This is a genomic window from Bacteroides mucinivorans (assembly GCF_034654355.2).
Classification (GTDB): Bacteria; Bacteroidota; Bacteroidia; order Bacteroidales; family Bacteroidaceae; genus Bacteroides; species Bacteroides nordii.
In genome coordinates, this window is the sequence record NZ_CP178179.1 from 194,216 (window position 1) to 219,439 (window position 25,224).

At 43.5% G+C, this 25,224-nt stretch carries 19 protein-coding genes and 1 tRNA gene; 2 read left to right on the top strand and 18 right to left on the bottom strand.

The annotated features are described in order from the left end of the window. The first annotated feature begins 5 nt into the window (after positions 1-5). The gene (locus VCM39_RS00635; RefSeq protein WP_322932362.1) at positions 6-1,919 is read left to right on the top strand and encodes a transglutaminase domain-containing protein; all 1,914 of its coding nucleotides are present in this window, start codon (positions 6-8) and stop codon (positions 1,917-1,919) included. A gap of 279 nt (positions 1,920-2,198) precedes the next feature. Here the strand turns inward: VCM39_RS00635 and VCM39_RS00640 are convergent, their stop codons facing one another. From VCM39_RS00640 to VCM39_RS00675, 8 genes are all read right to left on the bottom strand, one after another. After that, the gene (locus VCM39_RS00640; protein ID WP_322932363.1) at positions 2,199-4,076 is read right to left on the bottom strand and encodes an FAD-dependent oxidoreductase; all 1,878 of its coding nucleotides are present in this window, start codon (positions 4,074-4,076) and stop codon (positions 2,199-2,201) included. A gap of 17 nt (positions 4,077-4,093) precedes the next feature. After that, the gene (locus VCM39_RS00645; RefSeq protein ID WP_322932364.1) at positions 4,094-5,908 is read right to left on the bottom strand and encodes a glycoside hydrolase family 2 protein; all 1,815 of its coding nucleotides are present in this window, start codon (positions 5,906-5,908) and stop codon (positions 4,094-4,096) included. 12 nt (positions 5,909-5,920) lie between these two features. Beyond that, positions 5,921-7,846 carry a hypothetical protein gene (locus VCM39_RS00650; RefSeq protein ID WP_322932365.1) on the bottom strand — a complete coding sequence of 642 codons (1,926 nt, stop codon included), beginning with the start codon at positions 7,844-7,846 and terminating at the stop codon, positions 5,921-5,923. A gap of 16 nt (positions 7,847-7,862) precedes the next feature. Then, the gene (locus VCM39_RS00655; RefSeq protein ID WP_322932366.1) at positions 7,863-10,016 is read right to left on the bottom strand and encodes an alpha-glucuronidase family glycosyl hydrolase; all 2,154 of its coding nucleotides are present in this window, start codon (positions 10,014-10,016) and stop codon (positions 7,863-7,865) included. An 11-nt stretch (positions 10,017-10,027) separates the two neighbouring features. Beyond that, positions 10,028-11,974 (bottom strand): glycoside hydrolase family 97 protein, encoded by a 1,947-nt coding sequence (locus tag VCM39_RS00660; RefSeq protein WP_007482918.1) that lies wholly within the window; start codon positions 11,972-11,974, stop codon positions 10,028-10,030. Positions 11,975-11,992: 18 nt separating this feature from the next. Then, positions 11,993-13,135, bottom strand: coding sequence for a glycoside hydrolase family 105 protein (locus tag VCM39_RS00665; RefSeq protein WP_002558358.1), 1,143 nt, complete (start codon positions 13,133-13,135; stop codon positions 11,993-11,995). 14 nt (positions 13,136-13,149) lie between these two features. Beyond that, entirely contained in the window at positions 13,150-14,343 is a 1,194-nt protein-coding gene (locus VCM39_RS00670; RefSeq protein ID WP_322932367.1) for a glycoside hydrolase family 76 protein, read from the bottom strand. A gap of 490 nt (positions 14,344-14,833) precedes the next feature. Further along, entirely contained in the window at positions 14,834-15,790 is a 957-nt protein-coding gene (locus VCM39_RS00675) for a calcium/sodium antiporter (protein WP_321028914.1), read from the bottom strand. A 174-nt stretch (positions 15,791-15,964) separates the two neighbouring features. On the opposite strand from VCM39_RS00675, the gene VCM39_RS00680 reads away from it, so the two are divergent. Next, positions 15,965-17,779 carry a mechanosensitive ion channel family protein gene (locus tag VCM39_RS00680; protein ID WP_321028913.1) on the top strand — a complete coding sequence of 605 codons (1,815 nt, stop codon included), beginning with the start codon at positions 15,965-15,967 and terminating at the stop codon, positions 17,777-17,779. Between the two features lie 364 nt (positions 17,780-18,143). On the opposite strand, the gene VCM39_RS00685 is transcribed toward VCM39_RS00680, so the two are convergent. The 10 genes from VCM39_RS00685 to VCM39_RS00730 form a co-directional block, all read right to left on the bottom strand. Further along, positions 18,144-19,325 (bottom strand): THUMP-like domain-containing protein, encoded by a 1,182-nt coding sequence (locus tag VCM39_RS00685; RefSeq protein ID WP_321028912.1) that lies wholly within the window; start codon positions 19,323-19,325, stop codon positions 18,144-18,146. Positions 19,326-19,328: 3 nt separating this feature from the next. Beyond that, complete coding sequence (locus VCM39_RS00690) at positions 19,329-19,817, bottom strand: hypothetical protein (protein WP_321028911.1); 489 nt, start codon at positions 19,815-19,817, stop codon at positions 19,329-19,331. 17 nt (positions 19,818-19,834) lie between these two features. Continuing rightward, positions 19,835-20,479 (bottom strand): outer membrane beta-barrel protein, encoded by a 645-nt coding sequence (locus VCM39_RS00695; protein ID WP_321028910.1) that lies wholly within the window; start codon positions 20,477-20,479, stop codon positions 19,835-19,837. A gap of 11 nt (positions 20,480-20,490) precedes the next feature. Then, on the bottom strand, positions 20,491-21,237 hold the full coding sequence (locus tag VCM39_RS00700; RefSeq protein WP_321028909.1) for a M15 family metallopeptidase: 747 nt from the start codon (positions 21,235-21,237) through the stop codon (positions 20,491-20,493). Beyond that, positions 21,234-22,364: a M50 family metallopeptidase gene (locus VCM39_RS00705; RefSeq protein WP_322932368.1), complete on the bottom strand. Its 1,131-nt coding sequence runs from the start codon at positions 22,362-22,364 to the stop codon at positions 21,234-21,236. Before VCM39_RS00705 ends, VCM39_RS00700 begins: the two co-directional genes overlap by 4 nt. 81 nt (positions 22,365-22,445) lie before the next feature. Next, a tRNA-Ile gene (locus VCM39_RS00710) sits at positions 22,446-22,519 on the bottom strand. A gap of 95 nt (positions 22,520-22,614) precedes the next feature. Further along, on the bottom strand, positions 22,615-22,926 hold the full coding sequence (locus tag VCM39_RS00715; protein ID WP_221650973.1) for a DUF4491 family protein: 312 nt from the start codon (positions 22,924-22,926) through the stop codon (positions 22,615-22,617). Between the two features lie 4 nt (positions 22,927-22,930). Beyond that, positions 22,931-23,395 (bottom strand): Lrp/AsnC family transcriptional regulator, encoded by a 465-nt coding sequence (locus VCM39_RS00720; RefSeq protein ID WP_221650974.1) that lies wholly within the window; start codon positions 23,393-23,395, stop codon positions 22,931-22,933. A 153-nt stretch (positions 23,396-23,548) separates the two neighbouring features. Further along, positions 23,549-24,415, bottom strand: coding sequence for an FKBP-type peptidyl-prolyl cis-trans isomerase (locus tag VCM39_RS00725; protein WP_002558347.1), 867 nt, complete (start codon positions 24,413-24,415; stop codon positions 23,549-23,551). A gap of 15 nt (positions 24,416-24,430) precedes the next feature. Next, positions 24,431-25,021: an FKBP-type peptidyl-prolyl cis-trans isomerase gene (locus tag VCM39_RS00730; RefSeq protein ID WP_221650975.1), complete on the bottom strand. Its 591-nt coding sequence runs from the start codon at positions 25,019-25,021 to the stop codon at positions 24,431-24,433. Positions 25,022-25,224 lie beyond the last annotated feature (203 nt).

Genomic DNA, 25,224 nt, shown 5'->3' on the forward strand with positions numbered 1-25,224 from the left:
TTGCTATGAGAAAATTTCTTATTTATTGGGTGTTTATATGGGGCGTTTCGTCTTGTTCGCAGAATGACCGTTTAGAGTACGCACTTCAGTTTGCCGGTGATAATCGGATAGAGTTGGAAAAAGTGCTAAAGCATTATGAAGATAGTGGGTTGAAGTATAGTGCGGCCTGTTTTTTAATTGAGAATATGCCACACTATTTTAGTTATGACGGGTGGCAGTTGGATAGCGTAAAAAAGGCTATGGCAACGATTGACAGTATTGGACTTATACAACCGGATTTGATAAAGAAATGGGGTAATGTGGGTTATCGTAAATTGCATAAAGTGTATGATGCTCATGTGATAACAGCTGAATATTTACAGAAGAATATTGATACTGCTTTTGAGGCCTGGCGTTCACGATCATGGAACAAAGAATTGTCATTTCAAGATTTTTGTGAACTTCTATTGCCTTATCGGATAGACAATGAACCGTTGGGAGAATGGAGAAATGCTTATTGTCAGAAATATGCGTACATACTTGATTCAATCAATACGAGAGATATAATTGAAGCGGCAGATATAGTGGGACTCCGGATGAAAGAACACTTCCGGTATAGTTGGGATTTTAGTATTCCTCATCAGGGAGGGGCTACTTTACTGGAACATCCGATGGGGAATTGCAGAGATGCATGTGACTTTTTTGTATATACAATGAGGGCGTTGGGCATTCCTGTTACGGTAGATTATTATGCTTATTCTCCGGAATCAAGAAAATCGCATACCTGGAATGTTGTGAGGGATACTACCGGTAAGTATGTACCCTGTTTGTTTGCCGATGGGAGGATTAAGCGGGATACTTTTGAAACAGATCATCGTAAAATGGGGAAAGTATTTAGAAGGATGTACGCCCAACAGCCTGAAATATATAGCGGTGTTTATAAAGATACACATATCCCTGCTTTTTTTAAAGACAGGTATCGGAAAGATGTGTCGTGCAATTACTTTGAGAATGCGCTGGATGTTGATTTTGGCAATTCTTTGTCCGGCCAATATGGATATTTGGGAACATTTCATCCGGATAGATGGGTAGGGATAGCCATGTCTAAAATAGAAAAGGGAAAAGCTACTTTTCGCTGTATGGAACCGGAATGTGTATATGTGCCTTTGGTTTATGAAGGGAATAGGTATCGGTCGGTGAATTATCCTTTTCTGTTTGATGGTAAAGAAAAAAAGGAATTTGTGCCTGACATGGATAAATGCGGGAAGGTAGAGTTACTGCGCAAAGCGGTATTATATAAATGGAGTAAGGTGAGGATGGGAGATATGGTTGGAAGTGGATTCTATTTTTCGAATACGAAGGATTTTCAAAGCTATACTTATCATTATGTGGTGACTGATACATTGAAATCAAATTATAATATGATTTTACCTCCGGCACCGGTTACCTGTCGCTATATGTGTATGAAACCTGCTATGGGTAGATTTATTGAATTGGCGGAGTTACAATTTTATAGTGACCGGGATAGTCTGATAATACCTGTTAAGATTGATGCTGCACCGGAATCGTACGTCATGCGTGTATTAGATTACGCGTTTGATGGTGATCCGCTAACGTATTATAAAACGGATAGTATTGATATACCTGTTATCATTGACTTCGGTAAACAGGTGCAGATAAACCGTTTTTTGTTCATGCCCCGCAATGATGATAATTTTATTCGTATAGGTGATGTATATGAATTATTTTATCATGGAGGGAGTAAAGGGTGGATTTCATTAGGGCAGAAAATGGCTACTGATACGTACCTTGAATATGATAATGTACCTGCGAATGCTTTGTTGCATCTACGCAACAGGACACGAGGCGAAGAAGAACACATTTTTTATATGAAAGATGGTAAACAGGAATTTATTTCGGATTTAGGAGAAACGGTATAATTTAATAAGTAGTTTTTCAAATTTAGTTCATACTATGACAGCGTTTTATTGAAATGCAAATGATTGTAGATTAAATAGCTGCGCTATACTTGAGTGATGATATGCTTTGCGTGAATCTGCGAGTTTCTGCGTTTTAATAATAGTATCCTATAATTTTGAACAGTTACTTATGCATTTGTTTATCGATACATTGAATTATATTTGTGATATGATTTTGCCTCCAGAACTGATTACTGGAGGCATATCTTATTTTGCGTATTTTATTTATTTCCGGAGGAGTCAGAATAATCCGGCTCTTCCCGATTGTAACTTGTATATGTCTGTCAGTACTTTCAGTCGGGTTGTTTGCCCGGGAGTAGCTTTTAGCTGTGTACCGCACAAGTTACTCCAGTTGCGTAAGGTACTTTCATCTATCGGCTGTTGTAATGAAGCATTCCAGTCCGGAAGATATCCGCGCAGGCCCAGATATTGTACCAGTGGGAAAGCATCATCCGTTGGTTTTACATCTCGAAAATAGATGAGAGTGGCTTTTTGTTTTATCAGAATATCCTGTAGTGAAGGTATATCCACATTTCGTACTTTCACTCCTTTGTCTATGGCAAGTGCTGCTGTGATACCGGCAGCTTGTCCCAGAGCCATCCAACAAGGTTCCATGCGTAAGGTGGAGAAACCGATGTGAGAACCGGATACAGGTACCGGCAATAGCAGGTTGTCTACGTCTTTAGGTAGAATTACTCCTAAAGGTACGGTGTAAACGGCTGTGGGATAACTGATGAATCCATCCAGATGTACTCTTCCTGTTTCTCTTTTGCGGGCAGCATGAGAGTCGAGGGCATAATGACTGGCGGTCACACTGCTTGAATGTAAAGGAGGACGTTTACCCGGACTGACCGGAAGTGCATCGGCTGCTGTGAAGAAGTAAACTCCCTCAAAACGACGGCCTTCGCGTACGTATACTTGCCGGGGAAAGGATTCATTATCGGGATATTCGTCTTTTGCCAGTCCCCATTTCAGCATTTCCTTGCGGAAGTGGGACGGGAGTTCTTTATCATGCTGGGCAAACCAGAAAAGCCCTAAAGTATAGTCTTTTAAGCGTTTGGCAAATTTATCCCGCCATTCCCACGAGGAGGTGGGCCATGGCCAGTTTTCTTCGGGCAGATCGGTAGAAAGGAAAGCAGCGTGCTGATTGTTACCGTCAGTCTTTTGGTTCGGCAGGTTGACGAGACTACTTAGTTTCCAGATCCCCCAGCTGTCTCCGGGAAGTTTGGTTCTGTTGCCTTTTGCGATATGCCGGCGATTTTCTTCCAACATCTCATTTGTCACTTTCAGCATGGCCCGTTGTGTGTTACGTCCGGTCCATACATCCTCTATGAGAGAGACGTATTCGTCTCGGTTGTAGTTATCCGGTCGGGTGAAAGGAACCATGTTCTTTGGATCGTTTGTGAGACACAAACGATAGTTATAAGCTTGCACAGCGTTATCTGCCTGCCCGGTACTTCCATCGGCAGGGAGGCTTTTCCAGTATTCATAGGTCCTTCCGGCTCCCGGTTCATTAAATTCTTCCCGGCTTTCACGACCGACACGGAACGGCACACCTGCTGCGGCTCCTAAATCGCCCTCATAAGTGGCATCTATAAAGATTTTCCCCTGATAGGTTTCTTTTTGTCCGTTTTCCCTGTTCAGGATACAGATACTCTCGATACGGTCGTTTCTGATGCAGATGTTTTTGTTCTCTGCATCAAACTGACGCATCAGGCGCACGGTGATCTTCTCTTTCTGCTCATTCAGCATCTCTTCAAAAATACGGGCGGCTACGGATGGTTCGAAGTGAAAACCGTTACTGCAAGTTTTCACTTGGGGTGAATCGGCTCTGTAATGACTGATGTAATACTGTCTGATACGAGAGGTGAATTCAGAGAATAGTCCCGTAGTAGCTTCGCGGGTTGCAATGTCGGTAGCTCCAAGTCCATTGGCCGGAAGTCCGCCAATGTGGTTGGTTCGTTCCAGTATGACGGAAGTTTTGCCTTGCCGTGCTGCAGCGATGGCTGCCATGATACCTCCCGGATTTCCTCCGACAATGACGAGGTCGAAGGAATTCTGTGCGGTTAGGTTACTGCTTAGAAACAACAATAGAATGAGTAGGCCGTTTCGTTTCATGATATATGTTTTTGTTCTTATTTCTTCTCCGGTAGTTTGTTGAATATGGATTTGATAATCTCCATATCAAACTTCGGGGTACGGTCGTAATTATAAATACCGTTCTGTTCCTGTTCTACATCCGTTAGCTGGGTATAGCAATATCCGGCCACAAAATCAAATTCGAGAACAGTGAATGTAATGTCCTTCAGTCGGGCATAAAACTCGTCAAGTGTTTTGGGGCCTTGTCCGTAGCCCCAGGTATTTTCGGCAAATTGCTTACCGTGTACCCATTTGATACCACCATATTCGTCAACGAAGTAAGGCTGTCCTTCATAGGGAACTTCTTTCTTCACATCTTTCTGGGGGAGCTTACCGTCCTTTATTTCCAACCGTTTTTTCATCTCTTCACCGCTCTGTGCATAATGATGTACACTCCAGATGTCTGTCATCACATGGTAATTTCCACTGGCATCATTTACCGGACGATAATCCAGATTGTGTGAGAGTTTATAAACGTCTGAAATGAAACGGTCGTGTTGGCGTGCCTGTTCGTTGTCATTCGGGCGGTCCCAGGTTTCATTGAATGGGGTCCATACAATGATTGAAGGGTGATTGCGGTCGCGAACTACTACTTCCTCCCATTCGGTGAGGAAGTTCCGGGCGGCTTCCGGGCTACTGGTATTAAGACCCCAGCTTGCCGACTCTCCCCAGGTAAGGTATCCCAACTTATCGGCCCAGTAATGGAAACGCTCTTCAAATACTTTCTGGTGGAGGCGTGCTCCGTTAAAACCTGCGGCCAGACTAAGTTCGATATCACGTTTCAGATCTGCATCTGTGGGAGCAGTCCATACACCTGTGGGATAGAATCCCTGATCGAGTACAAAGCGCAGATAACAGGGCTCATTATTGAGAAAGAATTTATTTCCTTCGATATGTACCTTGCGCATACCGGCATAAGAATTGACATGATCAATCACTTTTCCTTTGGCATCCAATACTTCCAGTTCGATGTCGTATAAGAAGGGCGAACCGGGTGACCAGGTTTTTACAGTTTTCAATGGTAACATCAGTGTCAGAGGAGTGGCAGCAGTTTGTGTCTGTTTGCTGACTACACGATCACCATCCTTTACACTGACGCGGAGCTTTTGTCCGGCTTGTAATCCATAGAATTCCGGTTGAACGGTGAAACATTTCTGATCCAGTTCCGGTGTGATACGAACAGATTTTAGTCCACAGGCGTCTACTGCTTCCATCCATACGGTCTGCCAGATGCCGGTAGTACGGGTATAGTCGCATCCCTGTGAATAGAAGTTGCCCGATTGTTTTCCTCTTCCCTGGCTTCCACTACGCTGGTCGTCTTCTACGTATACCACAAGTTGCTGTTCTTCTCCGTATTTAACAAACCGTGTAATGTCTATTCCGAATGAGGAACTACCTCCCCAATGTCTGCCTGCCACTTGCCCGTTGATATAGATTACTGAGTAATAGTCTACTCCGCCAAAGTGAAGGATAACCTTTTTATCTTGCCAGTCTGCCGGAACTTGTAACTTACGGTGATACCACATGGCAGGGATGAAGTCCTTGTATTCTACTCCTGATAATTTACTTTCCGGACAGAATGGGACGATGATAAACTCGTTAAATCCTGTACTGTTGTATAACTTACGGTCTCTGCCCGATTTGCCAAAGTCGAATGTATAGCTCCATTGGCCGTTCAGGTTTCTCCATTCGGCACGTTCAAACTGTGGACGTGGATATTCCGGACGTGGTATCGAATTATTTTGTGCGTTGGCAGTCCAACCGGTCAATAATAGGAAGGAAGATAAAATGTAAATAATAAGGTGTTTCATATTGTGTCAGAATTAGAGTTTGGTTGAATCGAGAATCAGTTTCTCCGATCCTTTTTTAATTTCAATTTTACGTGAATTGAACAAGGCTTTGCAGTAAGGATTGTCGTAACGGTATTTCCATCTGAGTTCCTGTTCTTTTCCTTTTATAGTAAACGGAGATTGCCAGCCAAATGTTACATTTCCGATAGACGGAGAAGTATAATTAACATTTAGTTCTTGGCAAGACACTTTAGCCGATGAGATCGCATTTACAAATTTAGTAAAGTCACCCCATTCTGTTTTTGTTCCGGTCTCGCAGATCCAGATGTTTTGTCGGCCCGATGCAAGTAAATCGCATATATCTCCTCTTTCACCCGCCTGATATGTAGTGGCATTTTGTGAATAGAGCGCTACATAGCCGTCTTTTTTGCGTCCGAAAGTCCAGTTACCTTTTGTCAGCACTTCATCAAAATCATTTTTGGGGAAGTAAGCATGTGTATAATCGTTTTTCTGGTTTTCGGGGATGTTGTAGATACATACTACTACATTTTTGTGCTGTGCCGCCCGTGGTAGGATTTCATTACCTGCCCAGTAGTTTGGCGAATATTTCAGGTTTTTGCCTCCGGGGTGATTGGTGTAGACGATAGCACGGTTGCCCAAAGTGGCCTGCCAGATGTGTTGTTGATAACCCGGAGCTCCCGGACGGTAATCCTGTACACTACTGAGCATATATTCCGGGGTACGATAAGTTTCCACGTTGGCTTCGGATAAAGCAAAACGGTCGAGGTGTGAATTTACCAGTTTGCCGTAGGTTTTAATCTGTTCTTCGTACTTACGGATATATTGGTCGTAGTTACGATAGGGCCAGGTGTCGTACTTTTCTGAGATCTGTTTGGACATTTTGATTGCCAATGGGTGAATAAATTCCTGCATACCCCAAAAGAGGTGACAGTCCAGTTCATTGTCATAAGAGAGTCCGTAAGAGGGTGCATCTTCCACATTGATACTTATACGCTGACGGTTGAGCATGGGGCGCTGATAATCGATAGCGATCTCCTGTATGACTTTGGGACATTGATATTTACTGGTGGACAGGGCAATGGGAGCCATTACTTCATCACGGTCGAAAGTGCCGACTCCGAACATCAGCTTTGTCAGCGGAGAGGTATTGTGTGAGCCATTGATAAGAGAATGAGCATACATACGTCCGCTGGTAGACCCCATCATGCCTTCGAAATTATTCAGAGCCATGTCGAACATCAACAGATCCAGCACCATACCTGCTTTTTTGCGTATAGCTTCGTCTTCGGCATAATCATACAGATTAGCGAGTAGCATTGCTTCTACCTCGTAATAGGTAGACAGCCATTCGCTGAATCCGAATCGGAACCGGAAGTCCAGCCAGCGTTCCAGGCGTTCTTTGGCATGTTGCACGTGCTGTACACCATTCATGCCATTGGTAAATATCCTGTCTTTGTAGAGCTGTCCGGCAAGCAGTTCGGCTGTGTGGTAGAGTGCCTGATGGTTTTCCGTATGATAACACCGGTAGGTCGTATCACGGCGTCCGTCGTCCCACCAGTATTTAAAGTCGAGTACGCAAGCCTCTATCTCTTTTTTAAGATGTGCAGGAATCACTGTTTTTTCCCGGTCCATATAGAGGAGCCGTAGCATACCGTTGATTGAGAAGTCATTACAGTCGCGGTTAGAACGTACCAAAGCAACTGCTTTATAGGTTGGTTCATCTTCCATTGGCTGGCCAATGGCAACACGGGCTATCTGGTTGAAGATGCCCGTTAGGAAATCTTTTCGCCCGTGTTCGGCATAATATTTCAGGAAGCTTTCTTTCCGTTCTTCCGGACTTGCTTTAGGTGTATACCAGTATTCATCTTTTCCCTTGGCTTGTATGGTTTGTAAAAGGGAGAGTATAAAAAGGATACTTACTGTGATTATGTGTTTCATGATTCTGTCTGATTATTTATTCATACTTTCCTTCCCAGTTGTAGGGGAAAGGGATTCTTTTGTAATATTCAAGTGTGTGTTGTGGGTGTTCGTATTGTGACGGTATCGGTCTTTTAGAAAATGTCTGGAAATAAAGAACGCAGCCGTCTCTCCACCAGATAGCTTCGTCCTCCTGTACTTTTAGTAGTTGTTTGACGTGATTAAATCGTTCGGCATCGATTTTACCTTCCATAGAGTCCCAGAGTTTACGCATCCCGCGTACCTCATCTACTCCTTTATAATAGTATGCTACCAATTCGTCCCATAAGATTTTTCCGGACGGCATCTTGTAATCCCAGGGCAGGTGATGGAACCATAACAGATCTTTTTGCGGGCAGGTATTCAGGTTTTCAAGTATCTCTGCCAAAGGTTTGGCATATTGATTGACAACATTGCTGCCTTTGGAAGTACGATCTACGCCAATACCGGTTTCGTCCGCTTTATGATAATCTTTAGCATCCCAGTGAGGGTCTTTGTACCAGGGGCCGGGACCATAGTGAGTTGCAAAATTCATGATATGATTCAATCCCAGCGGATTGCGATAGTTTACTACCGTTTCGCGTGATTGCTGCATCATTTCTTTGATCGGATTCACAAAGCTTGTATTGTTATTGAACGTCATACGCAGCCATTCATCTGCCACTTTTTCTGACGAAAGTTCCGGATTCCACGCCATGCGCCCGAAAGCATACCAGTTGGACTGTCCGAACAGATGTCCGCACCAGTTGATATCCGTACCGATATTGGCAACTCCCGCAATGCCGGAGATGCCGTGTGAACGGTTGTAATCTTCCAATACATTGGCAACGGTTGTCCCTTTTCCTTTGGTGTATGTATCGGCATCCAGACACTCTTCGAATAACGGACCCAGATAGGCGAGGTTGGTAGCATACCCAAGGTACTCTTGCGTTATTTGGAATTCGAGCATCAGTGGTGTCTGAGGCATTGCTCCGAAGAGCGGATGGAAAGGTTCGCGTGGCTGGAAGTCAATCGGACCGTTTTTGGGTTGTACGAATACGTTCTTATTGAATTTTCCGTCCAATGGCTTGAACTCTTCATAGCCATTGCCCGCACGGTCTACGTTCCGGGAGTTTTCGTATACGAAGGCACGCCACATCACGATACCGCCATAGGGTTCCAGTGCTTCCGCCATCATGTTTGCTCCGTCGGCATGCGTGCGTTTATAGTCCTGAGGACCCGGTTGCCCTTCGGAATTGGCTTTTACGAGGAATCCTCCGAAATCAGGGATATACTTATAGATCTCTTTCACTTTATCTTTCCACCATTGGCGTACTTCCGGGTCCAGCGGATCGGCTGTATTCAAAGCTCGCAGTTCTTTCGGGGCACTGAAACGGGCTGTCAGATATACCCGGATGCCGTAAGGACGAAAAACATCTGCAAGGGCGGCTGCCTTTATCAGATATTCGGTGGTCAGGCTGCGTGCGTTGGCATTTACATTGTTCAGAACGGTGCCATTGATACCGATAGAAGCGTTGGCACGGGCATAATCGCGATAACGCGGATCGATGTATCCCGGTAAGCGCTGCCAGTCCCAAAGTGTGTAGCCTGCATAACCGCGTTCGATCGTTCCATTCAGGTTGTCCCAGTGGTTCAGCATACGCCTTTGCAGTTTGGGCATCTGCGTGATGTTTAACTCTTTGATATCCGATTGGGTCTGCAAAAGCCGGAGGAAATGAAAAACACCATACATTACGCCCATGTCCTTCCGGGCTGCAATAACGGTACAGGGCGTTCCGTTTACCTTCAGGGTTTTGATGAGGAATCCTTCATCGCCCAAGCCGGATATTTCGTTGGTTATCGCATGGATACCGGATAGTACTTTTGAGGAAGCCGGAGTACCTACCAGCAGTGTACCTTTGGAGATACCGTCTGTTTCCGGCAAATTAGTATCCAACAGGCCATCCAGTCCTTGTTGCAGTTCCTTTTTTGCTTCTGTCAGTGTGGCGGAGTTTACAGGGAAGTTCAGTTTAGCTAACGTTTTTGAATAACTGTTCAATAGTTGGCTGTTGTCTACTTTCTGATAACGGAGCCACAAGTCGTAGCCATTCTCTGCATGCAACATTGGCATACAGAGAATCAGGGCGGCTATATAGACGAGTTTTAGTTTCATATTCCGGGATGTTATTTGATGACACCGGCCCATCCGCCGTTGCGTACCATTTTGATGGTAAGCTGTGTCGCATTGTTTACTTTACTCTCCCTTTGCTTATAGTCCATGGCCTGGCGGTCGGCATTGATACCATCTTCAAACGAGGTGAGGGTGAATGATTGACCGGCAGGCAGGAAACTCAAGTCGAGATTGATTGTACGCCCTTCGTTGTTGGTAATACCACCAATGAACCATTTGTCACCTTTTCGTCTGGCTACCACTACGGCTTCACCTACTTTGGCATAAAGTACTTTTGTTTCGTCCCAGGTGACGGGAACGCTGGATATGAACTCTGTACACGGGCGTTCACGGTAGTAGTAAACCGGATTGTCTGCCAACATCTGCAAACCGCTTTCGAAGACTACGAACAATGCCATCTGGTAGGCACGTGTACCCGAACCCATGGCGTTGGCACGTGTGGAACGATTGTCTTCCGGTTGAGCGGAAAGCATTGAACCGGGCGTAAAGTCCATCGGGCCTACTGCATTGCGCATGAATGGCAGATAGATACTGTTGGCCGGGCGGCAGTTGCCTCCTTGTTCCATGCCCAATACCCCTTCGTATGAAAGTACATTTGGATATTTACGTTCCAGTCCGGCAGGTTTGAACGAGCCGTGAAAGTCAACGAATAATTTATGCTTGGCTGCTTCTTTGGCTACGCGTTCGTAGTAATTTACCATCCACTGGTCACTACGATCCATGAAGTCAATCTTTACTCCGGCTACTCCCCAGTCGGCAAATGTCTTGAAGAGGTCGAAGTTGTTCTCTACGGCCAGCCATGTCAGCCAAAGCACGATTTTCACATTGCGTTCTTTGCCGTATTGAATGAGTTCGGCTAAGTTGATGGTCGGGTTGGGAGTATACGGATCACGGGTACTTTTGGCCCATCCTTCATCCATAATGATATAAGGTATGCCGAATTTAGAGGCGAAGTCAATGTAATATTTGTAAGAGTCCATGTTATACCCCGAACGGAAATCTACTCCATACAGGCGGGCATCGTGCCACCATTCCCAACTTACCTGTCCGGGCTTGATCCAGCTGTAATCTTCGAGTACACAAGGAGTAGACAAGTTGTAAACCATTTCGTTCTCCAACAGTTGTTTGTCTTCTTTGGTAATCACCATGAATCTCCAGGGGAAACTACGTTTACCGGCTGTTTTGGCTATATAATCCGCTTCTTTCAGAATCTTGAGACTGCGGTCACCATCTTCTCCGAATTCCAATGGTACTTTTGGGAAAAGAGATTGCATTCCATTCCGTCCGGTGCTCTTCAGAAACATACAAGGATAGTCGTGCAGGTCTGCTTCAGAAATCAGAATCTTGTAAGGCTTGTCCGTTTCTAACAATATCGGCAGGTAGCTCATACGGTCGGTAGCTTTGTATTCTTCCGAATTTACGTGCGTATAAGGATATTCGTAGGAAGTTTTGAATCCGTTGGGTTGTGACAAATGGGCCTTATAGTTAGCCGGAAAGTTTAGTACGAAATCTTCTCCCATGACAATGTTGTCACCTTTCTTATCGGTGATGAAACGGTAGGCCACTCCATTATCGAATACGCGGAACTCTACAGCGTAGTTGCCGGCAAAGTTCATTCGTAGTGTGTTGCAATGGTTCTTTACAACAGCGTTCTTGAGTGGAATTTCACGTTTTACACTTTCGTCAATGACTCCTTTTTTGGTACTGCGGAGCTTGGGATTATTACCGAGTGTTTCATTCTCCAGTTGGAGGTTGAGATAACAGTCTTTCAATAAAAGATCATTCCCGTAAGATACGGAATAGTAGATTTTGTCTTTTACATCGACAGAGATGTTCAGTTCTCCATTGGGCGATTTTACGTCTATCACCTTGGCAGAGAGGTGGCTGCCCCACGCAGTGGCGAAGGTTAGCAGCAGTGCAAAGAGTTTGTATACTTTCATGGCTATTGAGTTTTTGTTTTATTTTTCAAGGAAGGCATTTACGCACCACAGTACAGGTGCTTGTCCGTGCATATTGCCCGGAAGGGTTTTCCGGTTCAGGTAGAATTGGCGGTCGTTGGTTTTATTGGTACCTTCACATACGCCATCGATGTCTCCGTTTTCATCAATGTGCCCGATCAGAGCAATCCATGCTTTGCGTACCAGTGGAGCATAGGTTGCTTCGTCCAGCCAGCCCTTCTTTACGCCTTTTACCATAGCATATACGAACATGGCCGAACCGGAGGTTTCCGTCCAGGTAGTTTTGTCGTCTACCAATTGTCCCCATAAGCCATCCTCCTTCTGATAATCGCGCAGGCTGTTCATCATCCTCCGATAAGATTCCAGTATTCTTTCCCGGTTCGGATTGTCTTCCGGAAGCATGCCTAAAAGTTCCGTCATTCCGGCAGCCATCCAGCCATTGCCACGTCCCCAGAAGAAGGGAACATCTTCAGCGTGGTAGAATAAACCATTCGGACGTTGTATCTTGTCGAGGTACTTCACCATTTCGGCAGCAGCACGGTCTATGTATTTACGGTCTTTGGTAACGAAATAGGCTTGCGACTGAATGGCCGAAATCATAAACATATCGTCAATCCAGTAGCGGGTTTGCCAGGACAACCCCTGATCCAGCAAAGCCTGGTACGCTTCACGGTGTTTGGTGTTACGCGGCATTTTCCATTGTTCGTCTGCATACCACATTCCCATGTGGTAGTAAATCTCCTTACCGGTTTGTGCATATAGCTGGAGCGGGATAGTACCGAATACGGTATGATCTACATGATCCGGTAGGGGTTGTAGTCTGCGTTCCGGACCAAAGATCGGCAGGAAACGTTCTTCCAGTTGGCGGAGGAGTTTCTTGTTTTTGGTGATATGCGCGTAACGCAAAGCACCAAACCATGCACATGTTTCCGGATAGGTGATTTCATTAGGAGGTGCCGGATTACCGTTGAAATTGGGATGTGGGACGGCTACAAACCGTTGGCTTACTAACTCACCTACTTCTTGCGGCGAACAACCCTTGGGCCATTTCCTAAACTCTTTTTGTGCCATCAGTAGTGAAGGCAGACAGGCAACCATTAGCGCGAGCATCCCTGCCTTAACGAATTTTTTACGTGTTTCCATGTTCTATATTTGTTTTATTTCAGATTCATGTTTCCCAGATTTGCGTACATTTCCACCATTGCCGCCTGATTAAGCAGCCATTGCTGTTTTTCTTTCTTTTCTCCGCTCCAGTCACTGTTGATGAGTCCATTGTCATAGCGGGCACTTTCCCATGCCAGTTCCAGATTGTCGGCAAAGATTTGCAGATATTCCGGATTGTTATCTTGCAGATAGAGTTCTATATATCCTCTCATCATGATAGCCACGAACCATGTTCCCCGGTTGCGGAAGAACCTGATATCTGTACCGTCCTGTGTCTTGAATGGTACTGTGAAGTAGTTTATTCCTGCACGGGCCACGTTTTGTGCTTCTGTCAGAAATTGACGGTTGCCGGTTAGTTTGTATAGCAGACTGGCTGCTTGCAGCATTTGTCCCGTATTATATGCATATTTCTCTGTGCCGGTGCGTCCGTCTGTTTTGAGGTTGTCGAAGTAAATGTAATCCGAATCCTGCAGGTTTACTTTAGTCCAGGTATATAGCTCCAGTCCTTTCTGATAATAGGCACTGTCCCGTGTGGTCTCAAAAAGCTGAAGTGCCAGTACGGATGCGGGTGCATTGGAACAGGTATTCTTTGATTCCTTTTTTTGCTCACACCAATAGATACCTCCGTTTAGTACATCGTCATTGCCGCTTAAAAGGAATTTCCAGATTTCTTCCGATTGTTTCAGGTATTTCTTATTTCCTGTCAGACGGTAAGTTTCGAGGAAGTCAATGCCTAACCAGATGTTATCATCATAGAAGCGGTCGGCATGCCCGGCTTCACTGATGTAGGATTGAAAACAGGCAGGAGTACGGGTTGTGTCATAATAACATTCTAATCCGGGAATGATTTTCTCCTGTAGAAGTGCCTGATATTTGTTGTCTCTGGTTGTTTTGAGTAATGCATTTACTCCTGAAAACAACCCGGAGGTAGGCCATAAATAGGCTACTTTGTCTTTGGTAACCGTATCTGTAGAAGCCAGGTAAGTCACTTTATCATTGGAACTTTTAGGATAATTCTCATTAAATAAATTGCTCCCTTCTGCCTGATAGTATTTGAAGATACTGTCGAGCAACATTTCAGAGCGGGCAATGGAAGTGTTGTTTTCCTGGGGTATGGACGTTTGGCATGCCAGCAAAGAGATTGCCAGAAAAAGTGCACTGATTGCTTTGGGTAAGAATGATTTCATACGTCTGCTATTCTATTGAAATTTACCTGGAGGGAGATTTGGTTTTTAGAAAAGAAGAGAGTCTGTGGCTCCCTCCTTTTTTCCTGAACTAAATCCTACCTTCTTTTTACTTTAAAAAAACTATATTCGTTCTCTAAAATCACTTCACAAATATAGGCAGTTGTTTCTCAGTAAATATTCACAGTTTTGACAATAGTGTATAGGGAACAACTTTAGCAGAAATGGAGACAAAGGCGATATGGGGGCAACTGTACGCATTTATGCCATATTTGTATTCATATAGGCACAAATAAGGGTTTTCCGTACAGGGAAGTACGGTAGACGATGGATTATCATTAAAATGCAGGCGAATACAGGTTTGTGCAGACAAATAGATAGATGAGAAAGAATGTCCGTCTTTTCATCTGTGCTAATTCGCGATCATTTGCGTTTCGTCAGGTAACGAAACTCTGCGAAACTCTTGTGGAATTCTGTGGTGAGTTTGCTTTGTTTAAATATTATAGATAAGAATTGTAGTATATGCTATGTAGCAAAGTATCAGGATACTTCCTTCTATCCGTGTAATAGTACGTTTGGCAAAAAAGAGCCCGAATAACCATAGCAGTACTCCTGAACCTACCAGTACCAGCAAATCGAAATTTGTAATACCGCTTAGATTGAGCGGAGTGATGGATGCGCTGCACCCAAGCACAAAGAAAATATTGAATAGGTTGCTGCCGATAACATTTCCAATGGCTATTTCCGGATTCTTTTTTAATGCGGCAACTACCGAAGTGGCCAGTTCGGGTAGCGAAGTACCTCCTGCCACCAATGTCAGTCCGATAACTGATTCACTAACCCCCATGTTACGGGCAATATTACCGGCTCCTTCTACAAACCATTGTCCTCCGAAAATGAGTCCCGCAAGTCCACCTATAATGTAGAGTACCGAACGCCACATCGGTAACTGGCGTATCTCCTCATCTACTCCTTCACTCTTACCGTTGGATGCGATGGCAAAGGTATATCCTAAAAAAATAGCGAAGAAACACAAAAGCAGTAACCCGTCGGTGATGCTGAGTACGTTTTGGGTAGTATGGTCCAATAGAACATCATTGGCGCATATCAGTAATACGATGGAAGAGAGAATACAGAGAGGGATCTCTTTCTTTAATGTGTTCTGAGTGATGACAATAGGAGCAAACAATGCAGTACAGCCTACTATCATCAATGTATTGAAAATATTGCTTCCCACTACATTGCCGATAGCGATATCTGCACTTCCTTTTAATGCGGAAGATACACTGACTGTCAGTTCCGGGGCTGAAGTACCGAATGCAACGATTGTTAATCCGATGACAATGGATGGGATGCGAAATCGTTTGGCAACAGATGCAGCTCCGTCTGTCAGAGCATTAGCGCCTATCAGAATGAGGAGAAGTCCTCCGATGAGAAGTAGTATGTCCATATGGCTCCTGATTTTGGGTACAAAGATAACGGAATTAATTAAAACTTGAATTGTGATAAGGATTATCGGATGTATCTTTTCAAATAATACTTTCATTCCCACTGAAATATCAAAAACATTCCGTATGTTTGGCACGTTTATTTGTCTATAGCAGGGTTAATAAGTGTTTTTTGTATGAGAAAGAATCGTTTTTTTTGTCTTTTCATCTCTTTGGTCTTTACCATCGGAGCATCTGCTCAGCTGGTCGAGAAAGTTCGTGAATTTCTTGGTGATGATACGTTGAAAACTCATTCTGTCATAAGGAGTGATTCTGATTCGGCAAACATTGCCGATATGAAAAGAGAGCTTGAAGCTGCCAGGCTGAACGAAGCCAATATGCGCATGGAGATGGAACAACTGAAATTGCAGGCATATGCTGCTGATTCTGTAAAATTGGCTCAGCAAAGGTTACGTATAGACTCATTGCGTAAGTTTACTAAAGGTGTTCCTGTGGTTGTAGAAGGGGATACACTTTTCTATATATATGCCAAACGGGGTGGACATACCCCCCAACAACGGGCGGTGATGAATGCTACTGCTATCACAGAGTTGGGTAAGCGATTCAATCTTCAGCCGGATTCCCTGTATTTGGAGAGTAGCGACATTGTGACCGATTTAATGTATGGCGATAAAGTATTGGCCTCATTTACCGATCAGGACGGGTTATGGGAAGGTCGCACCCGTGATCAGCTTGCTGCCGATAAACGCCACATAGTGGTAGACAAGCTGAAGGATATGAAAAAAGAGCACAGCTTGTGGCAGCTGGGCAAAAGGATTTTATTTTTTGTATTGGTATTGGTCGGGCAGTATTTACTGTTTTGGGCTACTACCTGGTTATTTAAGAAACTAAAGATACGTATCCAGCGATTGAAAGATACAAAGCTGAAGCCGATTTCGATTCAGGACTATGAATTGCTGGATACTCAGAAGCAGGTTAATCTGCTTGTATTCCTAGCCAATATGTTGCGCTATGCCTTTATGTTACTTCAGTTGCTTCTCACTGTCCCGCTGTTATTTTCTATTTTTCCGCAAACCGAGAAGCTGGCCTATCAGATATTTTCGTATATCTGGAATCCGGTGAAAAGTATATTTGGTGGGGTGATAGATTATATTCCGAACCTGTTCACTATCTTTGTGATATGCCTTGCTGTGAAATACCTGGTACGGCTGGTTCATTACCTGGCTACAGAAGTACAGTCCGATAGGTTGAAACTGAATGGTTTTTATCCGGACTGGGCGATGCCTACTTTCCATATTATACGTTTCCTGTTATACGCTTTCATGATTGCGATGATCTACCCTTATCTGCCGGGTTCCGATTCGGGAGTCTTTCAGGGAATTTCAGTCTTTGTCGGATTGATTGTTTCATTGGGGTCAAGTACGGTGATCGGGAACATTATTGCCGGGCTGGTTATTACCTATATGCGTCCGTTTAAGTTGGGAGATCGCATCAAGCTGAATGATACAACGGGGAATGTCATAGAGAAAACCCCGCTTGTGACACGTATCCGTACGCCAAAGAATGAGCTGGTAACTATTCCCAACTCCTTCATCATGTCTTCTCATACGGTGAATTATAGTGCATCGGCACGAACCTACGGATTGATTATTCATGTAGAAGTGAGCATCGGGTATGATGTACCCTGGCGTAAAGTTCATTCGCTGCTCCTGAAAGCAGCACAGGCAACGCAGGGAGTCGCGGCTGATCCCGAACCGTTTGTACTTGAAACGGAATTGCAGGACTGGTATCCGGTATATCAGATTAATGCGTATATAACAGAGGCAGACCAGTTAGCACAGATTTATTCTAATCTGTATCAGAGTATTCAGGATGTATTTGCTGAGGCGGATATTGAGATTATGTCTCCGCATTATATGGCAGTACGTGATGGAAATGAGACGACTATTCCCAAAAGCGGATTGAAACCGGAGGAGACTAAAGAAGGGTAAAATCGAGCTCATATCGTTTCTCTTTTAGAAAGTTGACAGCTTCCTGTATGTAGGCTTCATCAGGCAATGGTTGAAGCTGTGTAAGATAATATTGTCATTCATGCATATTTCGAAATGATAAAATGCCCTTTCGTAACATATTGATTGTCAATGACTGTTTGATCCCTTTTTCTCCCCGGAGCCGAGTACCCTCCTCCCCGGAGCCGAACGACCTCTTCCCCGGAGCCGGGGAACTTCCTCCCCGGAGCCGAGTGGGACATGCAGTTTCGGCGAAACATTCTATGTAAAATAATATAATCTTGTTTGACGATAATTCATCGTTGATCAGGAATCAGTCAGTCCTGTATCGGATCTCTTATTCATTTTATGCTTTACTGCATTTTATAAACACCTTCTGCTCATTGAATAGAGTTGTTGCAAAAAGATAAACCTCCCCTCCATCCGATAATTTGGTTCGTTTCCGTATTTCTGCTACTGTAGCCGGGAAATTACGAACGGTGATATTGGCTTTTTTTAGCTCTCCGATGGTTTCTTTTATTTCTTTCTTATTAAAAGAACATTGTCCTGTTATCTGGAAAGATCTTCCCGGAAAGTTCTCTATCCACAGATCCGAAGTGTAGAGATGGCTGTTTGGGTGCAGTTTCTTTACTTTATACCGGGAGGCAATACTGCGAAATGCACCCGCTTTAAGGATGGAAGCATTAGGCTCATACAGATACTTACCAGGTTCTTTGGTATAAAGGCATTCGGCTTCAAGTTCCTCTTCCCGGGTGAAGGTGAAAGTTTGTTTCTCCTTGGAAGTGAGGTTGATGCAATGGATAGGGATCAACTGGGAGGGTTCGTTTCCTATTATCAGCAATAGCTCTTTGCATTCATTGTTTACAGAGATGATATGTACCTCTCTGGTACGTTTCATACTTTTTAGTGCAAGGGTAAGGTCCAGCATGGGCGATAACTTGATTATTATCTGTTTGCCTTTGCTTAACAATAACTCTTCCAACTCTGCTACATCAGGTTCGCAATCTGATATGGCGATTGTTTTTCCTCCATGTTCATTCCGGCGTGCCGGATCAATAAAAATACAATCTACCGGTTCCATCTTTTGTAAATGAACTACTCCGTCTTCATTATATACCGTAATATGTTTCAGCCCGAGTAGAGGGAAGTTATGCTTTGCGATTTCGCAGAGCTCTTCTTGCCGTTCCACATAGGATACTTTACGAAACCTGCTTGCCATAAAAGCACAGTCTATTCCGAAACCTCCGGTCAGGTCGGCTAATGTCTCTCCGTCTGCCAGCGTCGATTTGTATTGTGCTGTTATTTCCGAGGAGCATTGTTCCAATGATAGATGACGGGGATACCATAGCTCCTCAATAGATTGCCACGAAGGTATTTTATTTGCAGCAGCCTGTCTTCCGGCTATTTGTACAATAGCGGCAGGCATATCCACGTCCGGATATCTGGGAGCCTGTAATGCCAGTAGCCGGACATCATCCTGACTATGGGCACGAATAAACTCTATAGTAGATTGTGATAGTTGTTCCATAAATTACATGGGATCTTCTTCCTGATCTTTATAATGAACATCAAAGCGACCGTTTGTGATCCGGCCTCCACTGAATGTTCCGCTGATGATATTTCGTTCCGTATCAAAACGGGTGATGCTAACTGTTCCGTTTTTTAATTTCTCTTCTCCAAAGCGTGCGTTAGTAAACTCCGATTCCTGTCCTTCCTGAGGAGATATTATGGTAAACCGGATGTATCTGTCTTGCTTTACCATGACAGATACGTCTACTTCCGCCAGTTTCTCATTGTATAAGAAATTGATTGACGGGCTATTTACGGAAGGTCCGAACCAATAACCGTAATCCCGGTATCTGCCTCCAACATATAACCAGCCGTCTATCAGACAGCCAAATGTCTCTGCACCAATAGTAGTGGCAGGAGGCATTACTGTAATGTCTACTGTTTCATCTTCTCTGTCACAACCGATACAGCAAAGAACGGAAAGAAGAATGAGGATATATTTCTTCATCATATTGTATATATTTCAGGTTAAAAATTGAAAGAGACTCCTGCTGAAAGATTAAGCCGGCTTACCGATAACGGGTCGTTGCGGAATTTAACGGTAGTCGTTTCATTATGATAACGCGGGTATATCGTGTGAATGCTGGAAGCCACATATTGTATATCGGCTTCTATATTCCACTGCTGGGTTATTTTCAAGGTGGCGTTGAGCCCTGCATTAGTGGCAAAGGAAGTTGCAGTTACGCGTCTGCTTTTATCAAATACTTTACTGTAGTTCCTATATGACAATATACCTATACCTGCATCCAAACGAATGAAAAAGCGTTTTGTCCGAAGGCAATAAATCCCTGCCTGGGGAGCAAAATAGTGTGTGTATAGATGATCGCTTCCTTCTTCGTGGCTTCCCTGAGAAGAGAATCCTGAATACAGGAATCCTACTCCGACTATATTTGCCGGGCGGTAATAATATTGCGCATCCCAGCTAACCCCTTCCGAAAGGCTACGCTCGTAGCTTTTTGAACTGTTGGTTAGTCCGGCAGTTCCTCTCAGCATATTCCCGTATCCGGCATGGAAGGAGAATGTGTGCCTCTGCTTTGTGGTTTCTTGTGCCGGTAAGGCAATACACCACATTGTTAGAAATAACAACAACAGGCTTTGTTTTCTTTTAAACATAATAGGTTGTATTATTCGATTCGTTTATATTTTTGTTTTGCCACTTCTCTGCTACACAGGTTGAAGTGCCACCACTCACTGTTGAGTGCACGAAAACCTGCTTCTCTCATAATGAGTCGGAGTAGTTGCCGGTTTCTTACAGCTTCTTCGCTGATTTTTCCGCTTTTTACTAATTCAGTTTCGCGGGTGATATGAGCTTCGACACCCAAATGGTCTACTTCCGTTCCCATAGGAAGAGGAATTCCGTTATTATCAAGAATACTGATGTCTACTGCCAGTCCGTAATTATGGAGTCCCCCGCCGCGGGAAGGATTGGATACATAGATACTTTTTGAAGTACCTTTCACTACATTCCACATTTTTTTTTGTACGGACATAGGGCGGGCAGCATCGTAAACAATCAAGCTGTATTCGGGGTGTTTCTCTTTCAATAACTGTTGGGCGCGAAGCAGTGATTTTAAAGCATCCGGATGCAGATAGGCTTCCTTTAAATCTTCGTAGAGTAATTCTCCTGTGAAGTTCTCCGGGGTTGCATACAGTAACTTTACAGCAATACTGCTGTCCGCGCTTTGGATATTTATAAGTCCGAGCGAGTCAAGATAGAGTGCTGTACGGCTCTTCTCTATAACAGGCGATTGGACCTTTACTGTATCAACAGGCTCTGCAGGAGAAATTACTGTTGTATTTTCTCCTGTCGGTTTTCTTCCGGTATGACATGCTGTGGATAACAGACAGAATACCAGGAATATATATTTCATCGTTGAAGCATCCATTTCATCAGTTCAATATCCATTTCTGTTTCTGCTTTCATGAGATAATGATTCCGTCTTCGGCATACCTTCTTGTATATTTCCTCCGCTGCTTTCCGGTCCTTCTCCCAAAAGAGTGCGAGTGCACATTGTAATCTTTGTTTGCCGGTTGACGTTTCTCCGAACCGGCTGATATATTGTTGCAAGGAAGTACTGTATAATTCCTCTATTACTTCTGAACGACATTGCCCAATCAATTCCAGGAAAAGTAGTTCACACTCGGCTTCCAATACGAAGATAGGAATAACCTCTTCCCGGTGTGCAAGTATCTCTTGTGATAGTTTTTCAGCTTGTGCAAACTCTTTTTGATCTATAAACCGGGATATACAGAACCCCTTAACACCGGTCAGCAACGGATTACTATACTCTGTGTTTTCTCCTGTAAACCATTTGGCAGGCATATCCCTCAACCGGATACCTTCCTGAAACAAAGCATTTACCTTAAGCTGAAGTATTAGGGCCTGGCGGCTGGCCAATGACTTTTGCATTAGTCTGAGGTTATAACCGTCATTGACAATACCGCTTCTTTTCATTGGAATTCCGTTGAGTAGTGCGAATAGAATTCCGATAAGGGCAGTAAATAGAAGGAATAGTTTGAGAGGAGTAAAAATATAGGGAATTGTGGTTAATAGCAAGATTGCTATTATTGCCGAGAACAGGTTCATTAGTACGCCTCCCAGATTGTAGAGAATGAACGGGAGTTGTTGCGGACTTACATCCGGTGGGAGAAGCAAGCATTGGCCAGCTGTTCCGGGTATCTTAAAGTACTTTATCCTGAATCTTCCTTTTTCTTTGATTAATGTTAGTTTCCCGATACGGAAAGAGATAAACTTGTAACCGGTGGCTAATCCAGAAAGCAAATGTCCTGCTTCATGAAGGATAATTTGTAGGTAACCGGCAATAAAAAGACTTATGAGCGATATGAACATACTACTTAGTAGTGTCTCGATTTTCAGATGTTCGAGAAATGCAGTCAGTGTAGTTCCGGTAAACCAGGTGATTCCCAGTATTACACCGGCAGCACCCATACACATACCAATAATCAGGCTACCTGCGAATTTGAAGAGTTTTTTCATAATAGTCTGTTTCTGAGAAGTTTTTGTATCTGTCCTTATAAAAAAAAGACTATAAATCATAGATCTATAGTCTTTTTTAGGTGGGCCATCTTGGGCTTGAACCAAGGACCTCCAGATTATGAGTCTGTTGCTCTAACCAACTGAGCTAAAAGCCCGTGTATCCTTTATCCTGGATGCGGGGACAAAATTAGTACTTTCTCCCGAAATATGCAAACTTTTGAGAGCAAAAAACTAATATTCTTTCAATGTTTCAGAACTTGTAAGTACGCTTGGGGTTTTTCGGGAACCACCCTTTTTTAACCCGGTCTTCTTGCTCAAAGACTTCTTTGATTGTCCAGAACGAAGAAAAAGCAAAAACGCCTAACAAAGAAGAGACAAGAATATTGTCTACACTTAATGAGGCTATTACACCAGCTATTCCCAGTACCAGAAAAATCCACCAACATTTAGTACCCCAGTAATATTCGGCTTTTACCACGACAGGGTGAAAGAGCCCGATAATTAAAAAGGTACAGATGCCTATTAAAAGTCCTGCCAGATGATATTCGTTCAAGAACTCCATTGGATTACTTGTCTACGCGAATGGGAATTTCTTTCTTGATACTTTGTTCCAATGAGATAAGAGTCTCAGTGGCTACAACGCCTGGTATTTCCTGCATCTTATTATTCAGCAAATCCATCAGGTGTTCGTTGTCGCATGCATAGAGTTTAGTCAGCATGGTGTACGGGCCGGTAGTGAAGTGGCATTCTACAATTTCCGGTATTTTCTGTAACTCGGCTACCACTGATTTGTACATAGAACCTTTTTCAAGCTTGATACCAACGTATGTACAAGTTCTGTACCCAAGTGACTTGGGGTTGACATGATAACCTGATCCTACAATAACTCCCAGATCTATAAGTCGTTGCACGCGTTGATGGATGGCTGCACGTGAGACTCCACATTCTGCTGCTACATCTTTAAAAGGTATGCGGGCGTTCTGAGAAATAATCTCTAGAATCTGCCTGTCGAGGTTGTCTATTTTTTCCATAATTAATGAGTATAATTTCCAATTGTTATCAAATAGTAAGCAAATATAGAGATTTATTTTAATTTCTCTCTATAAAATGGATAAAAAATAGGAAATAGCAAAAAAGAGGCGCAAATTTCTTTGCACCTCTTTTTATTTATAGGGATAATCTGCTTACTTTTCGATGCTAAGCAATTCAACTTCGAATACCAAAGTTGAGAACGGTTTGATCTGACCCTGATCTCTTGAACCGTAAGCCAAGTCTTGTGGGATGTAAAGTTCCCATTTAGAACCAACAGGCATCATAGTCAATGCTTCTGTCCAACCTTTGATAACTTGGTTAGCGCGGAAAGTAGTCGGTTCGTTACGTTTGTATGAGCTATCGAATTCAGTACCGTCAATCAAAGTACCTTTATAGTTTACTTTCACCTTACAAGTATCAGCAGGAATCTCACCCTTACCTTCAGTGATTACTTTGTACTGCAATCCGCTCGGAGTTGTTTTTACACCTTCTTTAGTCTTATTTTCAGCAAGGAATTTTTCACCGGCAGCTTTGTTGTCAGCGTATTTTTCTTCCATTGCTTTTGCTTTGATAGCTTCCATAGCTGTCTGAGTATATGACTGAGCTTTCTCCATAGTCATCAAGCCGCCTTTTTCCAGTGTACCTGCGATGAAACCTGCAAGGAAGTTTTCTTTGCTGATAGTTTTTACTGAATCTTCACCAAACAGTTCGTGGTTAATACCCTTCATCATCTGGTTGCTGATCTGCTGGCCAATCTGAAGACCTGCCATGTAAGCAGCTTCTTTCTTTCCGGTTTTGTTGGCACCTTCGGTTACACCTTTAATGAACTCAGCCATATAAGCTGTATCAACGTCCATACGTCCTACTAAATAGCCTTTCAGACCTTGAGTCTGAGCCATACCGATTGAATAAGACAATGAGTCGAGTTCTGTTTTCAGATTTGCTTTAGGAGCCTGGGCTGTACATGATGCAAGGCCAGTTACGGCAGCGATTGCTGCCAGGATTGTAATCTTTTTCATTTTGCTTTTAAAAAATTATTTGTTTAAAACTTCAAGTAATTCTACTTCGAATACCAGTGTGCTGTGCGGTGGAATCATCTCTCCGGCACCTTGTGCGCCATAAGCGAGATCTGACGGAATGTATAGTTTCCATTTAGAACCTTCCGGCATCAATTGCAATGCTTCTACCCAACCCGGGATCACCTGGTTTACACCGAATACAGCAGGTTGTCCTCGCTTGATAGAGCTGTCAAATAGCGTTCCGTCAAGAAGTGTACCTTCATAGTGGCATTTTACCTGATCGGTAGCTTTGGCCAGTTTGCCTTTACCTTCAGTGATTATTTCGTACTGCAGTCCGCTCGGAAGAGTGACAACACCAGCTTTTTTCTTGTTTTCTTCCAGGAATGCTTTTCCTTGTTCAATGCTGGCAGCACTCATCTTCTGCTCCAGTTCCTCGAAATATTTATTTACTATTTCGCGGGCTTCCTGATGGCTGATAGCTGTCTGATTACCTTCCAGCACATCTTTGATTGCCTGAGCAAAGTCTTCTACCGAGATGCTTCTGGCACCCATACCTAACAAGTTCTGGCCGATTCCGAGGCCGATTGCATAACTAAATTTATCCATATATATTTTTGTTGAAGATTGGAGAAAGAAGGTTGAATCTTTCACTCTCAATCAATTGCAAATTAACAATTGGCAAAAATACATGTTTTATTTGAATGATCGGGCTTTTTGGATTTAAAATTTCTTATCGCTGTATAAGTTATCTGTTTTTATTCGCTTTATTATTCAAATATTCTGTTTACTTTTGCTATATATCTGAATCA

Coding starts and splice junctions, on each gene's coding strand:
- VCM39_RS00660 (WP_007482918.1), bottom strand. CDS start 11,974: ATGAAAGTATACAAACTCTTTGCACTGCTGCTAACCTTCGCCACTGCG.
- VCM39_RS00700 (WP_321028909.1), bottom strand. CDS start 21,237: ATGAAATATATATTCCTGGTATTCTGTCTGTTATCCACAGCATGTCAT.
- VCM39_RS00640 (WP_322932363.1), bottom strand. CDS start 4,076: ATGAAACGAAACGGCCTACTCATTCTATTGTTGTTTCTAAGCAGTAAC.
- VCM39_RS00645 (WP_322932364.1), bottom strand. CDS start 5,908: ATGAAACACCTTATTATTTACATTTTATCTTCCTTCCTATTATTGACC.
- VCM39_RS00695 (WP_321028910.1), bottom strand. CDS start 20,479: ATGTTTAAAAGAAAACAAAGCCTGTTGTTGTTATTTCTAACAATGTGG.
- VCM39_RS00725 (WP_002558347.1), bottom strand. CDS start 24,415: ATGAAAAAGATTACAATCCTGGCAGCAATCGCTGCCGTAACTGGCCTT.
- VCM39_RS00655 (WP_322932366.1), bottom strand. CDS start 10,016: ATGAAACTAAAACTCGTCTATATAGCCGCCCTGATTCTCTGTATGCCA.
- VCM39_RS00650 (WP_322932365.1), bottom strand. CDS start 7,846: ATGAAACACATAATCACAGTAAGTATCCTTTTTATACTCTCCCTTTTA.
- VCM39_RS00730 (WP_221650975.1), bottom strand. CDS start 25,021: ATGGATAAATTTAGTTATGCAATCGGCCTCGGAATCGGCCAGAACTTG.
- VCM39_RS00670 (WP_322932367.1), bottom strand. CDS start 14,343: ATGAAATCATTCTTACCCAAAGCAATCAGTGCACTTTTTCTGGCAATC.
- VCM39_RS00690 (WP_321028911.1), bottom strand. CDS start 19,817: ATGATGAAGAAATATATCCTCATTCTTCTTTCCGTTCTTTGCTGTATC.
- VCM39_RS00675 (WP_321028914.1), bottom strand. CDS start 15,790: ATGGACATACTACTTCTCATCGGAGGACTTCTCCTCATTCTGATAGGC.
- VCM39_RS00680 (WP_321028913.1), top strand. CDS start 15,965: ATGAGAAAGAATCGTTTTTTTTGTCTTTTCATCTCTTTGGTCTTTACC.
- VCM39_RS00635 (WP_322932362.1), top strand. CDS start 6: ATGAGAAAATTTCTTATTTATTGGGTGTTTATATGGGGCGTTTCGTCT.
- VCM39_RS00685 (WP_321028912.1), bottom strand. CDS start 19,325: ATGGAACAACTATCACAATCTACTATAGAGTTTATTCGTGCCCATAGT.
- VCM39_RS00715 (WP_221650973.1), bottom strand. CDS start 22,926: ATGGAGTTCTTGAACGAATATCATCTGGCAGGACTTTTAATAGGCATC.
- VCM39_RS00665 (WP_002558358.1), bottom strand. CDS start 13,135: ATGGAAACACGTAAAAAATTCGTTAAGGCAGGGATGCTCGCGCTAATG.
- VCM39_RS00705 (WP_322932368.1), bottom strand. CDS start 22,364: ATGAAAAAACTCTTCAAATTCGCAGGTAGCCTGATTATTGGTATGTGT.
- VCM39_RS00720 (WP_221650974.1), bottom strand. CDS start 23,395: ATGGAAAAAATAGACAACCTCGACAGGCAGATTCTAGAGATTATTTCT.